17 protein-coding genes, 1 pseudogene and 2 riboswitches are annotated in these 17,553 nt (G+C 38.0%); of the genes and pseudogenes, 3 read left to right on the top strand and 15 right to left on the bottom strand.

Annotated features, from left to right (window positions below):
* Positions 1-15: 15 nt before the first annotated feature.
* From dsdA to ABC371_RS16265, 12 genes are all read right to left on the bottom strand, one after another.
* Positions 16-1,395 carry a D-serine ammonia-lyase gene (gene dsdA / locus ABC371_RS16320; protein ID WP_412897740.1) on the bottom strand — a complete coding sequence of 460 codons (1,380 nt, stop codon included), beginning with the start codon at positions 1,393-1,395 and terminating at the stop codon, positions 16-18.
* 186 nt (positions 1,396-1,581) lie between these two features.
* On the bottom strand, positions 1,582-2,352 hold the full coding sequence (ehuA, locus tag ABC371_RS16315) for an ectoine/hydroxyectoine ABC transporter ATP-binding protein EhuA (protein WP_412897739.1): 771 nt from the start codon (positions 2,350-2,352) through the stop codon (positions 1,582-1,584).
* Positions 2,345-3,064: an ectoine/hydroxyectoine ABC transporter permease subunit EhuD gene (gene ehuD / locus ABC371_RS16310; protein ID WP_412897738.1), complete on the bottom strand. Its 720-nt coding sequence runs from the start codon at positions 3,062-3,064 to the stop codon at positions 2,345-2,347. Before ehuD ends, ehuA begins: the two co-directional genes overlap by 8 nt.
* Positions 3,064-3,726 carry an amino acid ABC transporter permease gene (locus ABC371_RS16305; RefSeq protein WP_412899375.1) on the bottom strand — a complete coding sequence of 221 codons (663 nt, stop codon included), beginning with the start codon at positions 3,724-3,726 and terminating at the stop codon, positions 3,064-3,066. The genes ehuD and ABC371_RS16305 overlap by 1 nt, the downstream gene beginning before the upstream one ends.
* A gap of 68 nt (positions 3,727-3,794) precedes the next feature.
* Entirely contained in the window at positions 3,795-4,694 is a 900-nt protein-coding gene (gene ehuB / locus ABC371_RS16300; protein WP_412897737.1) for an ectoine/hydroxyectoine ABC transporter substrate-binding protein EhuB, read from the bottom strand.
* A gap of 413 nt (positions 4,695-5,107) precedes the next feature.
* Positions 5,108-6,067 carry a metal-dependent hydrolase gene (locus ABC371_RS16295; RefSeq protein ID WP_412897736.1) on the bottom strand — a complete coding sequence of 320 codons (960 nt, stop codon included), beginning with the start codon at positions 6,065-6,067 and terminating at the stop codon, positions 5,108-5,110.
* Between the two features lie 264 nt (positions 6,068-6,331).
* Positions 6,332-7,087 carry an HAAS domain-containing protein gene (locus tag ABC371_RS16290; protein ID WP_412897735.1) on the bottom strand — a complete coding sequence of 252 codons (756 nt, stop codon included), beginning with the start codon at positions 7,085-7,087 and terminating at the stop codon, positions 6,332-6,334.
* 4 nt (positions 7,088-7,091) lie between these two features.
* Positions 7,092-7,415, bottom strand: a complete 324-nt coding sequence (locus tag ABC371_RS16285; protein ID WP_412897734.1) for a PadR family transcriptional regulator — start codon at positions 7,413-7,415, stop codon at positions 7,092-7,094.
* Positions 7,416-7,607: 192 nt separating this feature from the next.
* Positions 7,608-8,276 (bottom strand): carboxymuconolactone decarboxylase family protein, encoded by a 669-nt coding sequence (locus ABC371_RS16280; RefSeq protein ID WP_412897733.1) that lies wholly within the window; start codon positions 8,274-8,276, stop codon positions 7,608-7,610.
* Positions 8,277-8,436: 160 nt separating this feature from the next.
* Positions 8,437-8,545, bottom strand: a riboswitch (SAM riboswitch).
* A 123-nt stretch (positions 8,546-8,668) separates the two neighbouring features.
* Positions 8,669-9,349: a thiaminase II gene (gene tenA / locus ABC371_RS16275; protein ID WP_412897732.1), complete on the bottom strand. Its 681-nt coding sequence runs from the start codon at positions 9,347-9,349 to the stop codon at positions 8,669-8,671.
* Positions 9,350-9,447: 98 nt separating this feature from the next.
* Positions 9,448-9,548: riboswitch (TPP riboswitch) on the bottom strand.
* A gap of 119 nt (positions 9,549-9,667) precedes the next feature.
* The gene (gene trmL / locus ABC371_RS16270; protein ID WP_412897731.1) at positions 9,668-10,138 is read right to left on the bottom strand and encodes a tRNA (uridine(34)/cytosine(34)/5-carboxymethylaminomethyluridine(34)-2'-O)-methyltransferase TrmL; all 471 of its coding nucleotides are present in this window, start codon (positions 10,136-10,138) and stop codon (positions 9,668-9,670) included.
* Positions 10,139-10,233: 95 nt separating this feature from the next.
* The gene (locus ABC371_RS16265; RefSeq protein ID WP_412897730.1) at positions 10,234-10,620 is read right to left on the bottom strand and encodes a YidH family protein; all 387 of its coding nucleotides are present in this window, start codon (positions 10,618-10,620) and stop codon (positions 10,234-10,236) included.
* A gap of 129 nt (positions 10,621-10,749) precedes the next feature.
* On the opposite strand from ABC371_RS16265, the gene ABC371_RS16260 reads away from it, so the two are divergent.
* Complete coding sequence (locus ABC371_RS16260) at positions 10,750-11,778, top strand: DUF3231 family protein (protein WP_412897729.1); 1,029 nt, start codon at positions 10,750-10,752, stop codon at positions 11,776-11,778.
* Between the two features lie 99 nt (positions 11,779-11,877).
* On the opposite strand, the gene ABC371_RS16255 is transcribed toward ABC371_RS16260, so the two are convergent.
* From ABC371_RS16255 to ABC371_RS16245, 3 genes are all read right to left on the bottom strand, one after another.
* A complete protein-coding gene (locus ABC371_RS16255) occupies positions 11,878-12,336 on the bottom strand; it encodes a glycine zipper domain-containing protein (RefSeq protein WP_412897728.1) in 459 nt (152 codons plus the stop codon).
* Between the two features lie 215 nt (positions 12,337-12,551).
* The gene (locus tag ABC371_RS16250) at positions 12,552-14,792 is read right to left on the bottom strand and encodes an ATP-binding cassette domain-containing protein (protein WP_412897727.1); all 2,241 of its coding nucleotides are present in this window, start codon (positions 14,790-14,792) and stop codon (positions 12,552-12,554) included.
* Between the two features lie 132 nt (positions 14,793-14,924).
* Positions 14,925-15,476, bottom strand: coding sequence for a dihydrofolate reductase family protein (locus ABC371_RS16245; RefSeq protein WP_412897726.1), 552 nt, complete (start codon positions 15,474-15,476; stop codon positions 14,925-14,927).
* A gap of 151 nt (positions 15,477-15,627) precedes the next feature.
* On the opposite strand from ABC371_RS16245, the pseudogene ABC371_RS16240 reads away from it, so the two are divergent.
* Positions 15,628-15,992: pseudogene (locus ABC371_RS16240) on the top strand (aldo/keto reductase); the annotation flags it as partial.
* A gap of 258 nt (positions 15,993-16,250) precedes the next feature.
* Positions 16,251-17,393: an NADH-dependent flavin oxidoreductase gene (locus ABC371_RS16235; protein WP_412897725.1), complete on the top strand. Its 1,143-nt coding sequence runs from the start codon at positions 16,251-16,253 to the stop codon at positions 17,391-17,393.
* Positions 17,394-17,553 lie beyond the last annotated feature (160 nt).

Genomic DNA, 17,553 nt, shown 5'->3' with positions numbered 1-17,553 from the left:
GAGGTACTTGTACTCCTACACATTATTCTGGGAGGTCTTCGATTTTAATACCTTTACCCCTGTTTCTACATATGAATCCATTATTTTTTTAGGAACCATGCTGCCTCCCGTTGCCCATGAAATGTGCACCGCTCGTTTCATTTTTTCTGTAACTTGATTATTTTCGATATACGTTCTTCCTTCTAGCTCTGTAAATAATCGGGCTGGACCCGCAATACCTGCTAATGCAGATGGTTCTAAATATATATCTTCTGTTTGTGCCAACATACTGAGATAGGCAAATAGTTGATCGTCTTCAACTGTGTAAACCCCACTAATCAGGTGTTCCAACGTTTTTCCAACGAATCCCGATGGTCTTCCAACCGCTAATCCATCAGCAGCGGTTTTGTTATCGATGCCTATGTCTTGGACCGAAATTTTGTCATGTTGCTCAGTTAATAACCCTAATAACATACAAGGAGAATGGGTCGGTTCAGCAAAGAAACAATGGACATGATCTTTAAAAATGAGTTTCAGACCAAACGCCACCCCTCCTGGCCCTCCTCCAACTCCACATGGAAGGTACACAAACAATGGATGGTCTTCATCTATTATGATATCCTTCGCCTCTAGTTGTTTTTTTAGCCTTGATGCAGCTACAGCATAACCTAAAAATAAATCGGTTGAATTTTCATCATCGATAAAATAACTGTTAGGATCTTTCTGGGACTGTTCTCTTCCTTGTTCAACTGCAACACTGTAGTCTAATTCATGTTCGATCACTGATACTCCCTTACTTCTGAGTAGGTCCTTTTTCCATTGCTTAGCATCGGCTGACATATGAACTGTTACGTTAAAGCCTAGCTTTGCACTAATAATTCCAATACTTAATCCGAGATTCCCGGTAGAACCCACAACTATTGAATAATTGGAAAAGAACTTTCTATATGTATCATTTTCGAGTTTGCTATAATTTTCTTCCGTAGATAGAAGCCTATTTTCAATTGCTATGTCTTCAGCATGCTTTAAAACTTCATAAATACCGCCTCTTGCTTTAATCGATCCAGAAATCGGTAGATGACTATCACATTTCAAGAGCATTTTTCCTTCTATCTTTTTACTAAAATAGTTTTCTAAAGAACTCTGCATCGTAGGAATTTCTTTTAAGGGTGATTCGATAATCCCATTCATTTCCCTTGTCTCTGGGAAAGCGCGAGCAAGGTACGGTGAAAATCTCTTTAATCTTTCTTCCGCATCACGGACATCCTTGATTTTTAAAGAAACATATTGATTAGCACTTTCAAAATCCTGGTATTTCGGATTACTCCAAAAAACCTCCTCGGTTAAGATAAGTTTTTCTACTAATGGAAAAGCTTGAATCCACTCATCTTTTGTCTTTCCTAAGATACGCTCCATCCCAACACCCCCAGAAATTTTCACAACTTTACTTCTTTAACGTTGCAAAAAATATACAATTCAATGTATTCTCTACAAGACCTGATTATCCTTTAATTTCTTGTAGTCTAAAAAGAGAAGGTGAGACTATACGATGCCTCACCTTCTCTATAAACGCTTTAAATGGTATTTGGGTTACCCCCAATTTTAAGAACGAAAACGACTAAGAAACTGCTGCAGACGTTCGCTTTCCGTATTTTCTAACACCTCTTCAGGTGTTCCTTGTTCAGCAATCACGCCATTCTCCAAGAAGATGATCCTATCGGCGACATCTCGGGCAAAGTCCATTTCATGTGTCACAAGGACCATCGCCATTTCCCCTTCTTTGGCAATGTCACGGATGACCTCTAAAACCTCACCAACAAGCTCTGGATCAAGGGCAGAGGTTACCTCGTCAAACAGCATTACTTTCGGACGCATCACGAGAGCACGTGCCATCGCTACCCGTTGCTTTTGACCACCGGAAAGCTGATTTGGATAGTTATCTAATTTATCACCCAGCCCAACCTTTTCTAGCATTTCGATTGCATTTTTCCTGGCTTCTTCTTTGGAATGACCTTTCACATGAATTGGACCTGTCATACAATTTTCTAGAATGGTCATATGTGGAAACAAATTAAAGTGCTGGAATACCATCCCGATATCCCCTCTAATTTGCCTTAAATGCTTTTCGTTCGCTCTTACTAATTCCCCTTTTTTCTCCATTTGCCAAAGGTTTTGACCATCAACCTCGATGACCCCTGAAGTGGGTTCCTCCAATGTCATTAATAAACGAATAATCGTCGTTTTCCCAGACCCACTTGGTCCAATTAACGCGATTTTTTCAGCAGGTGCGATATCTAAGTTAATCCCTTTTAAGACATCCACTTCACCGAAAGACTTTGTCACATTTTTATAGGTTACAATCGGCTCAGCCATCGATTGCCACTCCCTTCTTTAAACTTTTCGTTCCTGTTGGATCTTTCTTATCAAATCGTCGATTCAGTTTGTTTTCTAATTTCTTTATTAAGACTGCTGATGGATAGCTTAAAAGCAAGAAGAAAAGAGCCACTAATGTATATGGTTCTAGATACGCCCAATTTCTCGCACCAAATTTATCTGCCATGAGCAGCATACCCGCAACACCAACTGTTGACGTCAAAGGTACTTCCTTGAACATGATGATCAAATAATTCCCTAGCATCGGGATCGTCGGAGGGATCGCTTGGGGAAGAATTATTTTTGTCCATCTATCCTTTATAGACATATTCAACGCAATAGAGGCTTCCCATTGCCCTTTATCGACAGATTCAATTCCTGAACGATAAATTTCAGAAATATATGTGCTAAAGTGAACGCCAAGCCCCAGTACAGCAACCGTGAATGGACTTAAGCTCACTCCAATATATGGAACCATCGGCAACCCAAAAAACAAGAAAAAAAGTTGAACAAGCGGCGGTGTTGATCGAATAAACTCAAGAACAAATGAAATCAGCCACTGAACAGGTTTAAAAGGAATTCGTTTTAACATTACCCAAACAAAACCAAATATCATTGCAAACAGATAACAGGCGATTGTCACCCCAAGGGTCACCCACATCCCTTTGAATATCATCGGAAGTGATCCAAAAAACATATTCCAATCCCACATTATTCGCTAGCCACTCCCTTCGATGATTGTTTTTCCGCCCACTTTGTTAAACCGATTAAAGGTAAGGCGATTACAAAATAAAAAATAAGAATGAATAAATATACAGTAGGCGTCGAAGAAAGATTGGTATTTGTATAAAGTTGGCCTCTATACACAATATCAGCCAAGCCTACGAGTGATATGAGTGAGGTTGCCTTCAACATTTGAATCAGATAATTGCCGAATTCCGGTAGCATCATCCTTACTGCCTGGGGTAAAATAACAATTTTCATACGTTGAAAGCGTGACATGTTCAGAGCAATGGCTGCTTCTGTTTGTCCATGTGAAACGGAGAGGATTGAACCACGAACCGTTTCCGACATATACGCTCCATAGTTCATTGAAATTGCAATTACACATGCCCAAAATTCAGATCCTAAATCAATTCCAAACAAAATCGGAAGCGCGTAGAAGAACCAAAACAACTGAATGATTAATGAGGTTCCGCGAAAGATTTCTACGAAAAAACCTGTGAATTTTCGAATAAAAAAGTTCATTGATAAGCGACCAAATCCCGCTAAAAATGCAATTAAAAAAGAGAAAAATGCAGACGTAACTAAAATAAGAATCGTAATATTAAGACCTTGAAGTAATATTGAAAAGATTTCACCTATTTGACTAATTGGACTCACCTCATTTGTTATGAAAAAAGGTCTCCCATACTGGGAGACCTATCCATCTTTTCCCCGTGTTATTTTAAACTTTCGATCACTTGTTCCGTCGTTAAATCATTTGGAACAAGGTTTCCTTCACCAAAACCAGATGGGGTAATGAGATCAAGAATCTCTCCATTTTCTTTAAGTTTCTGAAGTTCTGCATTATACGCTTCCCTTAGTTCTTCATTACTTTTCGCAAATGCTGCTGCACCAAAACTTGGTACACCTTTGATGTCTGGCTGCTCAAAATCTTCAACAAATTCTAGTGCGTTCTGATCAGAAGATTGTAAAGCCATTTTCACTGTCATTTCAGTACCAGTTGTTGCTTGAGCCCGACCTGATTGAACAGCAGAGAATGTCGCCGGAATATCAGCAACTTCAAGGATTTGGTCTTCGCTCACACCCATTTCTTTCAAGAACTCGATTTCTGTTGCACCAGACATGACCGCTACAATCACATCCGGATTGTCTGCAATATCTGAGTAGCTGTGAAGATCTAAGGGATTTCCTTTTTCAACAATTAAGCCTTCACCATATTGAATTTCTGGTTCACCAAATGCAACTTGTTCAGAACGTTCTGGTAAAATCGCCATTCCTGCTGTAATTACATCGAATTTGCCTGCTTTTACCCCCGGAATCAACTGATTCCACTCGGCAATTTGACCTTTTACATTTTCAATTCCCATATTGTGAAAAACCTTTGTCGCAATCTCAACGGCTGCCCCTTTTAATTCACCCGTTTTGGGATCTTGATAGGCATATGGTGCCTCATTCGCAAAACCAATCGTAACGGTACCTTTTTCTTTCAACTCATCTAAACTAGATCCTCCTGATTTGGCCCCCTTAGTCGTGCCTCCCGCTTCCTCTCCTGTGCCACAAGCTGTCATGATTCCTAAGACTAGTACTAAAAATAAAATTGATAATCTTTTTTTCATTTACCTACATACCCCCAAAATTTTTTTAAACTAGCAAAATTGCTAATTGTTGATGCTTTTTTTGAATTCTTAAACGAAAAGATTAAAGACATAATAAAATTGTATATCTTTTTAGAATAATTGCTCAAATCTCATATTTTTGGATATTTCAGGATATTTTAGGATTATGTATGTTGAGGGCTGCTGACTTGGTGGATAGGCAAACATCCTCGATTAGATGGACGTATGCTCCGAATCACTCGACATCAGTGTGGAATCACAAATTTGTCTGATTGTTTAGAAGGACGTAGGACAACTAAATAATAACTTGGAATTAACTATGCTATTTTTACAAACAAAAAGCACCACATATTGCGGTGCAAATGAGAAGTATATTTATAGATGGAAAGGGTGGACTGTAGTTACTTCATACTTTATTCAACACTTTCTGTAGGTCTAATGAATCCACGTTTTATTTCACTATGAACAAAATTAAGCTTTCGATCTAATTTAATAATGGCCACATACGGTTCATCGATCCTAGATTGATAGCGAAGATCATACCAATGTACCTCATAACCGTCCATTTTTTCAATAATTTTGGCATGTATGCAATCCGATTGTTTTTTTATAAAGTGCACAAATGTATTTTTCTTTGATGCACAGATAATTTTGTTTTTTTCATCTGCTTTCATTACGTCTTTTGACCAAGTGATACGACCATTTTCATATTTTCCAAGCTTATATCGATCATTCAAACTCGCAATAATCCCCCAGTGATCGATGCGAAACATTGGAATTAGCGTGTAGGTTACTCCTGAATCTCGTTGGCAAAGCAGCTTTCTTTTTATCTTGCGTTGTATGACATATCGGAGCAAAACGTATATGAAAATAAGAATATACAGATAAGAAAATACAATGCCGGGTGATAAACCCATAAACCATAAAACAGTTCCAAGTAAATGTCCGAGCATAATAAACGGATCAAAGATTGGCAGGATATTTAATGCAATCCAGTTATTACGCAACGGTCGAAATGCCTGTGTTCCATAAATGTTAAAAATATCTGATATCACATGGAGAAGTACTGCTAAACAGGTCCAAAACAAAAAAGTAGAAAAGTATAATCCACCATTGACCATCGAGGCACCACCAGCAATACAGAAGATTAGCATCGCTTGGGCGGGGATCGAATGACTAAAGCCTCGATGCTTTTGAACATAAATATCATTCCCTTTCCACTTATGAATGATATCTATATCAGGAGCATTAGAGCCTACAATTGTACAAAACAACATAGATGAAAGTAGTTCTGGATGATTGGCCATCGTTGGGTCAAGAAAGGACAAACCCGCCAAACCCACTCCTGTCATAACATGCGTAGCAGTATCCATACTGTTCTCCTCCTTTTTAGCATCTCACCTTTTGTTTGCCAAAATAAGATCTCATCACAATGACTAGGAAACATGTAAAGCCCCTTTCTATCCACTTACCTTTTTACCATTGTAGTAAGTGAATATTAAGGGGCTGTTAAAATCGCTTTAAGAAATATGGTTTTTATAAATGCTTTATGTTACGTGCATTAAAATAACGTAAAATTTCTCTTCTTGTTATAAAATTTCCATAGGGTAATGTATTCGTTTTATTACTATGCTTGCTCAGACAACCCTCTTTTTCCTTTTTTCTTGTATCAAGATATTCAAAATGATAAACACAAACATTAATACAAATGATGCCATACTAATGATAAGGATTGTTTCAACACTCCAGTCTGTAAAACGGGTAAAAATATCAGGAATAATCAGAAATGCTGGTATCCAAATGGGAGACCACATCTTACGCCAAATCGCTGTACCTATAAAAATACTAAAGCAAATCACGATCACAACTATATCTGCAGTTGTGCCACCTACAAAAAACGGCTTAACAAATATATCACTCACAACGATTAAGAGAATCGCTAATGTTGTGACAATCATACTGGCAATTACGCCCCCAAGAAAAAATTTCTTCTTTGAGTATTGCTTCCGACCTGCATTCTGTAAAAAGTAGACGTAAACAGCAAGCATTAACACAGCTAAAATGGGCATCCCAATGACTTGTATTATGTTTAGTTCAAACTCTCCTCTTATGGCAGGTCCTATGAGGAAATAGGCTATAAATCCAATAAAAAAGACTGGAAGGAATTTTAATAGACTATTATAATCTGTCTTCATTTCTTGTTTTAATGAAGCCATATATTGTTCTGGTGTTTGATCAATAATATCATTTATGCTTCTCCCACTTTTCTCTGCCTCGGTGAAATGATCCTTTAATTCCTCCATTAATTCCTTAATTTCTTGTTCATTTTTTCCTGACATCATTAAGTACATTCTGAGATTGTCGATAAATGCCTCACTTTTTGTTGATAACATATCCTTACCTCCCTTTCAGTAATTCGTTTACTGGTTTTGAAATTTGTTTCCATTCTTCCGTAATAATCTCTAATGCCTCGTGTCCCTTTTCAGTCAGAAAATAATATTTGCGATTCGGTCCTGATTCAGAGGGGCGCATTTCTCCCCTGATGAGCCCATTTTTCTGAAGCCGTAATAAAATTGGATAAATCGTTCCTTCACTTACATCTGCTAAACCGATATTCAGCAATTTTTGTGAAAGTTCATAACCATAAATAGGCTCCTTTTCGATGACAGCCAACACACATCCATCCAATACTCCCTTTAACAATTGGCTTCTTATTGACATCTCATCTTACTCCCCCCTCTAGTTTGCTATACAAGGTAGTGAACAAAAAAATAAAGTTATTCTTAGGTAGTTGGTTTAACAAGATAGCTGATATAAAAAACAACTATCTTGTTATACAAAATAGTTGTTTTAAGTGTAAATTTATTTCATTTTTTTGTCAATAGGTTTTTTCTATAATGATAATGTTCCTACTTAATTTTCATCATACGCATTAAGTGCGTTCACACTGTGCGCCAGCGCAGATCCTTCTTTTAATGCAACGGCAACGAAAATAGCTTCAGAAATTTCTTCCAAATCAGCGCCTGCTTTTTTAGCATTTTTCGTATGAAGATCGATGCAGTACGGACAACCCGTTGTATGTGCGCAAGCAACCGCAATCAACTCTTTGTCCTTTTCTGTTAAGTTTTGCGCTTTGAGCGACTTACTGTCAAAATCAATAAATGCTTTAAATGCCTCTCCACTCAAGTCCGCAAATTCTTTCAGTCTAGCAAAATAGGATGCCTTATACAGTTCTTCATCACCATTTCCATCATATGCGTTGAGTGCATTCACCCCATGTGCTAAAGAAGAACCAGCCTTTAATGCAGTCGCAACAAAAATAGCTTCCGCCACTTCCTCTTTCGTTGAGTCATTCTTTTTCGCATTGCCAACATGTAAATCAATGCAATATGGACAACCTGTGATATGCGCGACCGCCACGGCAATCAGTTCCTTTTGCTTCACGGAAAGTCTTCCCGCTGCTAAAGCTTGGCTATCAAACTTGATGAAAGATTGAAAGGTCTCTGGGGCATACTGTTTCAATTCTGGAAGTCTTCCGAAGTATTCCTTTTTGTACAAGCTATCTGTTTTTGTTACTGTCATTTTGCATCTCTCCCTTAGGTATTTTCCCCAATTAAAATACGATTTTTCACATCAACTTACTTAGTTTTTGTAAAATGTGGACACCTAATATACGTTTAAGTGTAAACATATAAAATTTAAAAAGCCCCTTCCGATGAGGAAGAGGCATTATGTACGTCCACACTCATCTTTCAAGCATTTGCTTGCTGGAATTAGCACCTTGATACATTCATCGTAACGGTTGCTGCGGGATCAACGGACCAGTTTCCTCCCCCGACTCTTGATAAGAGAAAATCGTATTTAATTTAGGAATCTATTACTTACTACCTTACATGAATTGACAAAAGCTTGTCAACAGAAATATTAGATTATTTCGAAAAAGTAGCCATTAACCGAGTTTTGAGATTTAACACTTATAGGTTAATCGGCCACTCCTCTAAATGCTCTGCCATATCCCAAAACATGTATTCGTACATGCTTGTTTTTACGACAATTTCTTCAAGAATTGCTAGTTCTCGTTCAGATTTTCCACTAGCCATTACATTGAGAAGAGTTTTACAATCATCGGATAACTTCGTAAATTCATCGGATGCATACATTTTAACCCATTCTCCATAAAATTCATGTTCGATGGATCCAGGCCATGTTACGAGCTCTTTTCCAATAAAATTATAACTCCAAGCACAAGTAAGGACGGCTGCAACAACATTTTCAACACCGCCAAGGTGGGCGACGTTCAGCATGTAACTTGTGTAAGAAGTCGTAGTTGATGCAGGCTTTGTGGCCTCTAGTTCTTCATGAGAGATACCAAATTTCGCGGCATATTGACGGTGAAGATCCATCTCCACCTCAAGCGTACCATGTAAAAGATTTGCAAAAATGGACATTGTTTTTAAATCGGGAGCTTTTGCACTTCCTATCGCAAATAGACGGCTATACTCAATTAAGTACACATAATCTTGTTTCATATAATGTTTAAATTTTTCCTTTTCCAACCAGCCCTCGCCTATCCCTTTGACGAAAGGATGTTCCAAATACGAATTCCAAATTGGTTCTACTCGATTCCATAAACGATCAGTAAATAAACGACTCACTTTCATTTCCCCTCTCTACTTTTGACATCAGGGAGAAAAAACAAAACCCATCACTAGTGACTAGAAATGGGTTCGGTAATATATCATCGTATACACGACAAATACCAACTCCACTTCCCTACGCTAGTGTTACCTAGATCAGGTTCAAAGGGTCGATATTTCTATCTCTCAGCAAATACATGCTCCCCTAGTCGAATTGTTAGATTATTAAGTTACTATATATTAGTTAAACATAGCCGCTGAAAATAAGCAAATGTTCGAAAGATTACCAGACCTGTTATGTGCAAGCCAAAAAAATCCTCCAAGATGGAAGATTTCTTATTTCAAATTCGGATATCCTTGTTGTCTTAATGCCTCATATACCAATATCGCAGCGGTGTTTGAAAGGTTAAGGGATCGAACATGCTGATTCATTGGGATTCTTAAAAAATGATTTTTATGTTTTTCTAGCAAAACTTTAGGTAAGCCTGTTGTTTCTTTTCCAAACATAAAATAATGTTCTTTTGAAACATCGCTGAAATCAAAAGCTGAATGTGTTTTTTCGCCAAACGTTTCAATATAGTAAAACTCACCTTGATTTTTCGAAAAAAAGTCATCTAATGAGTCATAATACGTGATATTGACGGAATGCCAGAAATCGAAACCCGCTCGTTTGATCATTTCTTCATCTGTTGAAAAGCCAAGTGGCCGGATTAAATGTAAGGCTGTATCCGTTGCAGCACAAGTACGTGCAATATTTCCTGTATTAGCCGGAATATCTGGTTGATAAAGTACTACATGTATTGCCAAGAATGGTCACTCCTAACTATAATTTCAATCCAAATTATAGCATATAGACCGCGGACAGAGGAACTTTAGATGAGTTCGTTATACCCAGTTTGCCCTTACAAAATTACAAAGTAAATCCCAAAGACGACTGCAATCGTTATGACAAAAACGCCAAGGGTGAGCACCGTGGTTTTGGGAGTGCGGAACGTCTGGTTATTAATCGCATTGATTTTTCTCATATAGGCAATCATAGCCATAATAATAGTCAGAATGCCAATCCCAACAGAAAATAGTCCAATCACATTTGCTAATAGATCCCCTGTCGAGGAAAGGCTGGTTTTCATTGTAAAATGCAAATTCGTTACAAGGAACCCAACCCCAATAATCGCAATTGCCGTTCTTACCCATGCTAAAAATGTTCTTTCATTCGCAAGATGCTGCTGAATGTATTTAGAATCCACTGTTTGATTGTTCTCCACTTTTTTCGGGTTATCTCTATTCATAACATCACCCTCTTTATACTCAAGTTTAAACCTTCTTAAAATACTAGTTCGGTTATCAGTGTTTAATTCGTAGCTACATTCCATAAAATAACCCAAGAATACTAATTGATAAAATCGGAGGTATTTTCTTTGGGTATCTTTAAGGAAAGTAAAAATAAAACCAACAGATTAACCGCTGCTGAAGTATCCGCACTGTGGCTTCAGTATATGGGTGATAGTATGGCTATATGTGTATACAAATATTTTCTTAACATCGTTGAAAACAAAGAGATTAAACCTATTTTAGAAAGTTCATTACAGTTAGCTGAAAGCCATATTACGAAAATTAGCAAATTCTTTAAAAATGCTAATTACAAACTACCAACTGGATTTACAGAGAGTGACGTAAATGTCAACGCACCTCGACTTTTTTCTGATCAATTTTTATTATTTTATTCCTATATTATGACCATCCATGGGTTGACCGCTTATAGTTTAGCAATCACAAACACGGAACGAAAAGACATTCAAAATTACTTCTTTGAGTGTACGGAATCTTCTAAGGAACTGTTTCAAAAAATAGTGGAATTAGCTAAAAACGAGCCAAAATTCACTAGTGTACCAACCATTCCTTCACCAAAAGAAAGCGCGTTTATTGAATCACCAGGGTTCGTTTCAAATTTAATGGGTGACAAACGACCACTTAATAGTTCGGAAATTAGCACCCTTTTCTTCAATTCAACGAAAACTGGATTTATCAAATCATTAAGTTTAGCTTTTAGTCAGGTAGCTAGGTCAGAGGAAGTTCGAACTTTTATGGTGAAGAACGTGAAATTAGCAGGAAAAGATGCCGAAAGTTTTGATCTAATTTTACAACAGGATCATTTACCAATCCCTGAGAAATGGGATGCTGAGGTTACCGATTCAACAATCAGTCCATTCTCTGACAAATTGATTATGTTTCACGCTGGATTTTTAGTCAATGCCGCTCTTTCCTACTACGGGGCATCATTAGGATCCAGCTTCAGGTCGGATATTATCGTTAACTATTCTAAAGTCTTTACCCATGCTATGGAGGCAGGTGCATTTTCTTACAATATTATGGTGAAACACGGATGGTTAGAAAAACAACCAGAAGCAATTGATAGAAAATCGTTAGCAAAAGGTTCAAATAAGTAGACGTAAAAAGGAGAGATCGACTAGTCTCTCCTTTTTATGTCCATCCTGTTCCCGCCAAGTTAAAACAAGAAAAACGCGAAAACCTTCTAATGTATGAAACTAAATTGTATTTCCCTTTTTCTTAGCATCTGCATCCAAACCAGCACCGATAGCAATGCCCATACTCAACCCAATCGGTATTCCTAACCCAATATTTTCAAATATCGTTAATCCAAACACAATACCCAAACTCATCCCTATTGACATGTATAATGTTAAGTACATTCCCTCAGGTACCAACTTATGCTTCTTTTGAAGATGAGACACAATGTCATTAATCACTTTTTTATGTTGGTTTAGAACCGTATCAATCCGGTCTATATTCGCTTCTAGCTGAATAAAATGATTTTTCAATTCAAGCAAATAGAGCTGACAATCCGCACAGTTTTCTGAAAATGAAGCGAGCTTTTGAACCACTCGTTCACACTTATTTAAATTTAGTTTTTTACAACTTTCTTTGCTAATGGCGCTCTTCAACTTCTTTATAGTTGTTAATAATTCATCTGCTTGGTTTTCCATCGTAGCCCCCCCTTTGAGAAAATTAGAAATCATATCAAGACCGTTCTACTTGTATCCCCTGTATATTTGTTCACATTTTTTACTTATATTTATCTACGATTCAAACTAAATTAAGTTTCGCTTTTCATATGAAATGATAAAAAAAGCAGCCCTAATTAACTAGGACTACCAACGAAAACAATTTCTGTTACACTACCGTACAGGCACCTATACTCTTAAATATATTTCGCAGTTATCGACCGCTCACAATTCTTAAGTCCTGCTGGTGGGCCTTCGTATAGAATTTCTCCACCACCAGTTCCACCATCCGGTCCTAAATCTATGATCCAATCACTGTTTCGAATCACGTCCAGGTTATGTTCGATCACAATCACTGTATTGCCCTTTTCGACTAATTTTTCGATAATCACTAATATATTCGAGACATCTGAAAGGTGCAATCCGGTTGTTGGTTCATCGAGAATATAGATATTGCCCTTCTTATTAAGCTCTTTTGCAAGTTTCAGTCGTTGACTTTCTCCACCGGACAATGTGTTTAGGGGTTGTCCTAATGATAGATAGCCTAATCCAACTGTTGCCATGCTTTTTAGCTGTCTCTGGATGTCTTTCGCTTCAAAAAACTCCGCGGCTTCCGCGACAGTCATCTCCATTATGTCTACAATATTTTTTCCCTTATAGAGGTATTGAAGCACTTCTTGTTTGTAACGATCGCCATGACATACGCTACATTCCATTTCCATTTTATCCATAAAAGATAAATTAAGCTCTACTGTCCCAGTTCCTCCACAAGTTTCGCAGGCCCCTTTAGAGTTATAGCTGAATAACCCACTCTCCACATTATTTGCTTCAGAAAAGGCTTTTCGAATCGAATTCATAATCCCAGAGAAGGTTGCTGGATTAGAACGTATGTTACCGTGTACCTGGCTTTGATCAATACGAATCGATTCTGTATAATCTTTTGCAAAGACCTCGTTTACAAGCGTACTTTTCCCTGAACCCGCTACTCCCGTAACAGCTGTAAATACACCAATTGGGACGCGAAGGCTGACATTTTTTAAATTGTGCAGATTACTTTTTTGGCTTTCTAAAAACTCATTAACTGGTTTTGGGTTTTCTTTGATTTCCATCTTCTTGTTTAAATACTGAGCTGTAAGTGTATCTGAAGACAATAACCCTTGATAACTTCCACTATACATAATATTGCCACCGTTAGTACCAGCATTTGGACCCACATCGATAACATGGTCTGCAATTTGTATAACGTCTGGGTCATGCTCCACGACTAATACGGTATTTCCTTTATCACGTAATTTGACAAGTAAATCATTTAATCGGTAGACATCGCGAGGATGAAGTCCAGTGCTTGGTTCATCAAATATGTACATTAATCCTGTTAAGTTACTAGATAGGTATTTCACCATTTTAACCCGTTGAGACTCACCGCCAGATAAGGTCGGTGTTTCACGTGTTAAGGTTAAATAACTTAATCCAATATCACAAAGATTCTTAACCCGTTCTAAAATTCCGTCCACTATAGGTTTCGCACTACGTTCGTCGAACAGTGGTAGGACTCCAATTAACTCATCCAACTGCATAGATGTCAGGTCATAAATGGAATAGCCCTTAATTTTAGAAGACATAACCTTCTCATTGTAACGTGTTCCGTGGCAGCTAGGACATGTACCAGTTGTGGCAAATTCCTTGAGCTTCTTTTCGGCAGCTTTTGATGTGTCTTTGTCACGATTCACATTTTGACGCATAAATCTTACAGCCAGGCCAACATAAGTTGTATTGATTTCCCCATTCATGTAACTAATTGCGACCTTTTCCTCTTCGGCATAAACAAGCTTTTCAAATTCTTCTTTTGTATAATCTTTGATCTTTTTATCCTTGTCGAAGAAACCTGATTCAGCATATGCTTTCCATTGCCATGTACCCGGTCCAAACCCTGGAAGTAAAATCGCCCCTTCATTTAAGGATTTCTCCTTATCTAGAGCTGCATCAAGATTTAACGTAATCGTTCTTCCAATCCCTTCACATTGTGGGCACATCCCGATTGGATCATTGAAGGAATAGGCATTACTCCAACCAATACTTGGAGAGGCAAAACGAGAAAAGAGCAGTCTAAACAGTGGATGAATATCAGTAACCGTCCCAAGTGTGGATCTTGCGTTTCCACCAAGTCGTTTTTGATCAACAATTATCGCAGTAGATAAGTTATTAATTTCATCAGCTTCAGGCCGGCTGTATTTCGGCAAAAACTGCCGAGCAAAACTACTGAAAGTCTCGTTTAGCTGGCGACCTGCTTCCTGTGCAATCGTATCAAAAACAATCGATGACTTACCTGAACCAGAGACCCCTGTGAAAATCGTGATTTTCCCCTTTGGAACCTGTACATGCACATTTTTCAAATTGTTCTCTCTTCCATTAACAACTTCAATAAATTCCTGACTCACTCATCATCATCTCCTTTATTATTATTTACGTACTCTATGTAGAGGCTTGTACATCTTATCACATAAGATTAAGTGAGGAAACAGGTGTTGGGACAAAGGGACAGGTTCATTGTCCCAAGCCGTTTACCGTAACTAGTTTAAATGATAGATCAATTGAACAACGCCAGATGAAAATCTATTTGTGTGAACCAATTTCAGATTCACCCTCTGTTTTATGTCGCTAAACAAAGGTTTTCCTTCTCCCAATACAACAGGGTGAACAGACAATCTATATTCATCAACAAGCCCTAAATTGATAAAAGTGGTGATCAGACTCGCTCCTCCGTACAGCCATATGTCTTTACCGGGCTTTTTCTTTAATTCATTTACTTCTTCGAAAATATGATCGTTTATGTATTTCACATGATGATCAGTACCCTTTTGCGTTCGAGAAAATACATATTTTTCTTTACTATGGACGATATTCCACATTTCCTTTTCCGTATCTGGGTCTTCCGTTTTAGGAGTATATTGCCCCCATAAATCGTAGCTTTTTCTTCCGTAAAAAATAGTATCGATATTATTTAAGAAATCTAAAAACCCCATTTCTGAGTCCATTACACACCAGTCAACTTCCCCTTTTGGGCCCTCAATAAATCCATCTAAACTAACTGCTAAATCTAAAACAACTCTTCTTGAACGCATTTTTCTACCTCCCGTTAAAATGTGGGTTTGTTAAACCAGAATACTCTAATCCCTTAACGCTTGAGAAGTTTTAAACACCCACATTTTTGATACATCTCAATAACCTAATTTTACATAAAAAGGATGCCCCATTTGACTAGAAGCAAGTAATTCTGGTTTGTTAGCTGGGAAAACAATAAAAAACACTACCTTCAATGACTTGCGCGCACAAGGATGCCTCATTTACAAGGCGAAGCATTCCATCAAAACTTAGAAAAAGTGGAACAACTTCGAGACATTGCAAATGACAAACAGGTGGATGTCGCCCACCTCGTATTAGCATGGTATTTAATACGAGATGCGATTGATACAGTCATCCCAGGTGCCAAACGAGCCGATCAAGTGCTGGACAACTTAAAAACACTAGATGTAGCCTTAACACCAGATGAAATTCAGGCGATTGATAAGATTTTTAAATTAGGTACGTTTGTGACAATGTTCCCCATACACACTGCAACACATTATGTGGTAAAATAAAATTCCTTGGCAGGGGCATTAATAGAGCGAGTTGACATTTTGGGTCAACTCGCTTTTTTATAACCATTTTACTTGGAGAATCATCTGAACACGTGATTCTTCCCCCTTCTCCTCCCACCCATGCATAAGCAGAATACTTCCTATCGTTTCCGATTCCATGTATCATTATTTTTGCACGCTAATAAAGGACCACTGATTAGCTAAGTACTGGTTTTCCCTTTTCTTTTAAAAATCGAACGTTTTTGGAGGTTACAATCAATGAATCCAGACAATCAATTTATGTTAACATCTTTTAATCTCCCTAACGGGGTTGAATTAAAAAACAGACTCGTCATGGCACCTATGACAAACTTCTCTTCTAACCCAGATGGAACTGTTTCAGATGCTGAGGTGAATTATTATGCTCGCCGTGCTAGTGGAGTGAGCATGGTTATTACAGCTTGTACATATGTTACTCCAAATGGAAAAGGATTTCACGGTGAATTTGCTGGTGACAAGGATGAGATGATACCAAGCTTAACGCGATTAGCAAAAGCAATTAAAGAAAAAGGTGCCAAAGCAATCTTACAAATCTTTCATGGCGGAAGAATGTGTCCTCCCGAATTAGTTCCAAATGGAGAAATCGTCAGCGCGAGTGATGTGCCTGCAGAAAGAGGCGGTAGATCAACAGAGCAGCCTGAGGTAAAACCAAGAGCATTAACGGAACGTGAAGTGGAAGAAATCATAAAAGCATTCGGAGAAACTACTCGCCGTGCAATCGAAGCAGGTTATGATGGAGTTGAAATACATGGGGCAAATGGCTATTTAATACAGCAATTTTTCTCCCCACACTCAAACCGTCGTGAGGATCGATTTGGTGGTAGCCTAGAAAAACGCATGACCTTCCCACTTGCTATTGTGGAAGAAGTGCAAAGAGTTGTAAAAGAACATGCGACTCCTGAATTTATTATCGGGTACCGTTTTTCACCAGAAGAACCTGAAACACCTGGAATTACAATGGGTGATACACTTAAACTGGTTGATACTTTAGCTGAAAAAGAACTTGATTACCTTCATGTGTCTTTAGCAGATTTCTTTTCAACAGCTAGAAGAGGTGTTGAGGATACCAACAAAACACGTATTGCATACTTGCTTGAAACAATTAATAACAGGGTTCCATTGATTGGAGTTGGATCTATTTATACTGCAGAGGATGCTCGTAAGGCCTTTAAAACCGGTGTCCCTTTACTAGCAATCGGTAGAGGTCTAATCATTGAACCAGATTGGGTACAAAAAGTAGCAGAAGATAAAGAAAACGAAATCGTCACAAAAATTGACAAAACCAAACAAAAAGAATTAGTAATTCCAGATCCTCTATGGAATGCTATCATTCACACACCAGGCTGGTTTCCAGGAGTCTAATGGGGCAGAGGATGGGGCAGTGTACCTGTCCTCACATCTTGTTACTACTGGATCGTTAAATCTTAGTTGAGGTACTATAAAAATCGGAGAAATGATAAAGTTACAATCGTGCCTACCCTTTCATTAGACTAACCAATTATATGTGGTATTCTATTGCTAT

This window comes from Bacillus jepli (assembly GCF_047238305.1).
Classification (GTDB): Bacteria; Bacillota; Bacilli; order Bacillales; family Bacillaceae_L; genus Ferdinandcohnia.
This window is presented reverse-complemented; position numbering and strand designations above follow the sequence as displayed.

Excerpts from the sequence above, each read along its gene's own strand:
- ABC371_RS16290 (WP_412897735.1), bottom strand. The coding sequence starts at position 7,087 with ATGTTATCAACAAAAAGTGAGGCATTTATCGACAATCTCAGAATGTAC.
- ABC371_RS16285 (WP_412897734.1), bottom strand. The coding sequence starts at position 7,415 with ATGTCAATAAGAAGCCAATTGTTAAAGGGAGTATTGGATGGATGTGTG.
- ABC371_RS16280 (WP_412897733.1), bottom strand. The coding sequence starts at position 8,276 with ATGACAGTAACAAAAACAGATAGCTTGTACAAAAAGGAATACTTCGGA.
- ehuA (WP_412897739.1), bottom strand. The coding sequence starts at position 2,352 with ATGGCTGAGCCGATTGTAACCTATAAAAATGTGACAAAGTCTTTCGGT.
- ABC371_RS16265 (WP_412897730.1), bottom strand. The coding sequence starts at position 10,620 with ATGAATAGAGATAACCCGAAAAAAGTGGAGAACAATCAAACAGTGGAT.
- ABC371_RS16255 (WP_412897728.1), bottom strand. The coding sequence starts at position 12,336 with ATGGAAAACCAAGCAGATGAATTATTAACAACTATAAAGAAGTTGAAG.
- ABC371_RS16245 (WP_412897726.1), bottom strand. The coding sequence starts at position 15,476 with ATGCGTTCAAGAAGAGTTGTTTTAGATTTAGCAGTTAGTTTAGATGGA.
- dsdA (WP_412897740.1), bottom strand. The coding sequence starts at position 1,395 with ATGGAGCGTATCTTAGGAAAGACAAAAGATGAGTGGATTCAAGCTTTT.
- ehuB (WP_412897737.1), bottom strand. The coding sequence starts at position 4,694 with ATGAAAAAAAGATTATCAATTTTATTTTTAGTACTAGTCTTAGGAATC.
- ABC371_RS16295 (WP_412897736.1), bottom strand. The coding sequence starts at position 6,067 with ATGGATACTGCTACGCATGTTATGACAGGAGTGGGTTTGGCGGGTTTG.
- ABC371_RS16235 (WP_412897725.1), top strand. The coding sequence starts at position 16,251 with ATGAATCCAGACAATCAATTTATGTTAACATCTTTTAATCTCCCTAAC.
- ehuD (WP_412897738.1), bottom strand. The coding sequence starts at position 3,064 with ATGTGGGATTGGAATATGTTTTTTGGATCACTTCCGATGATATTCAAA.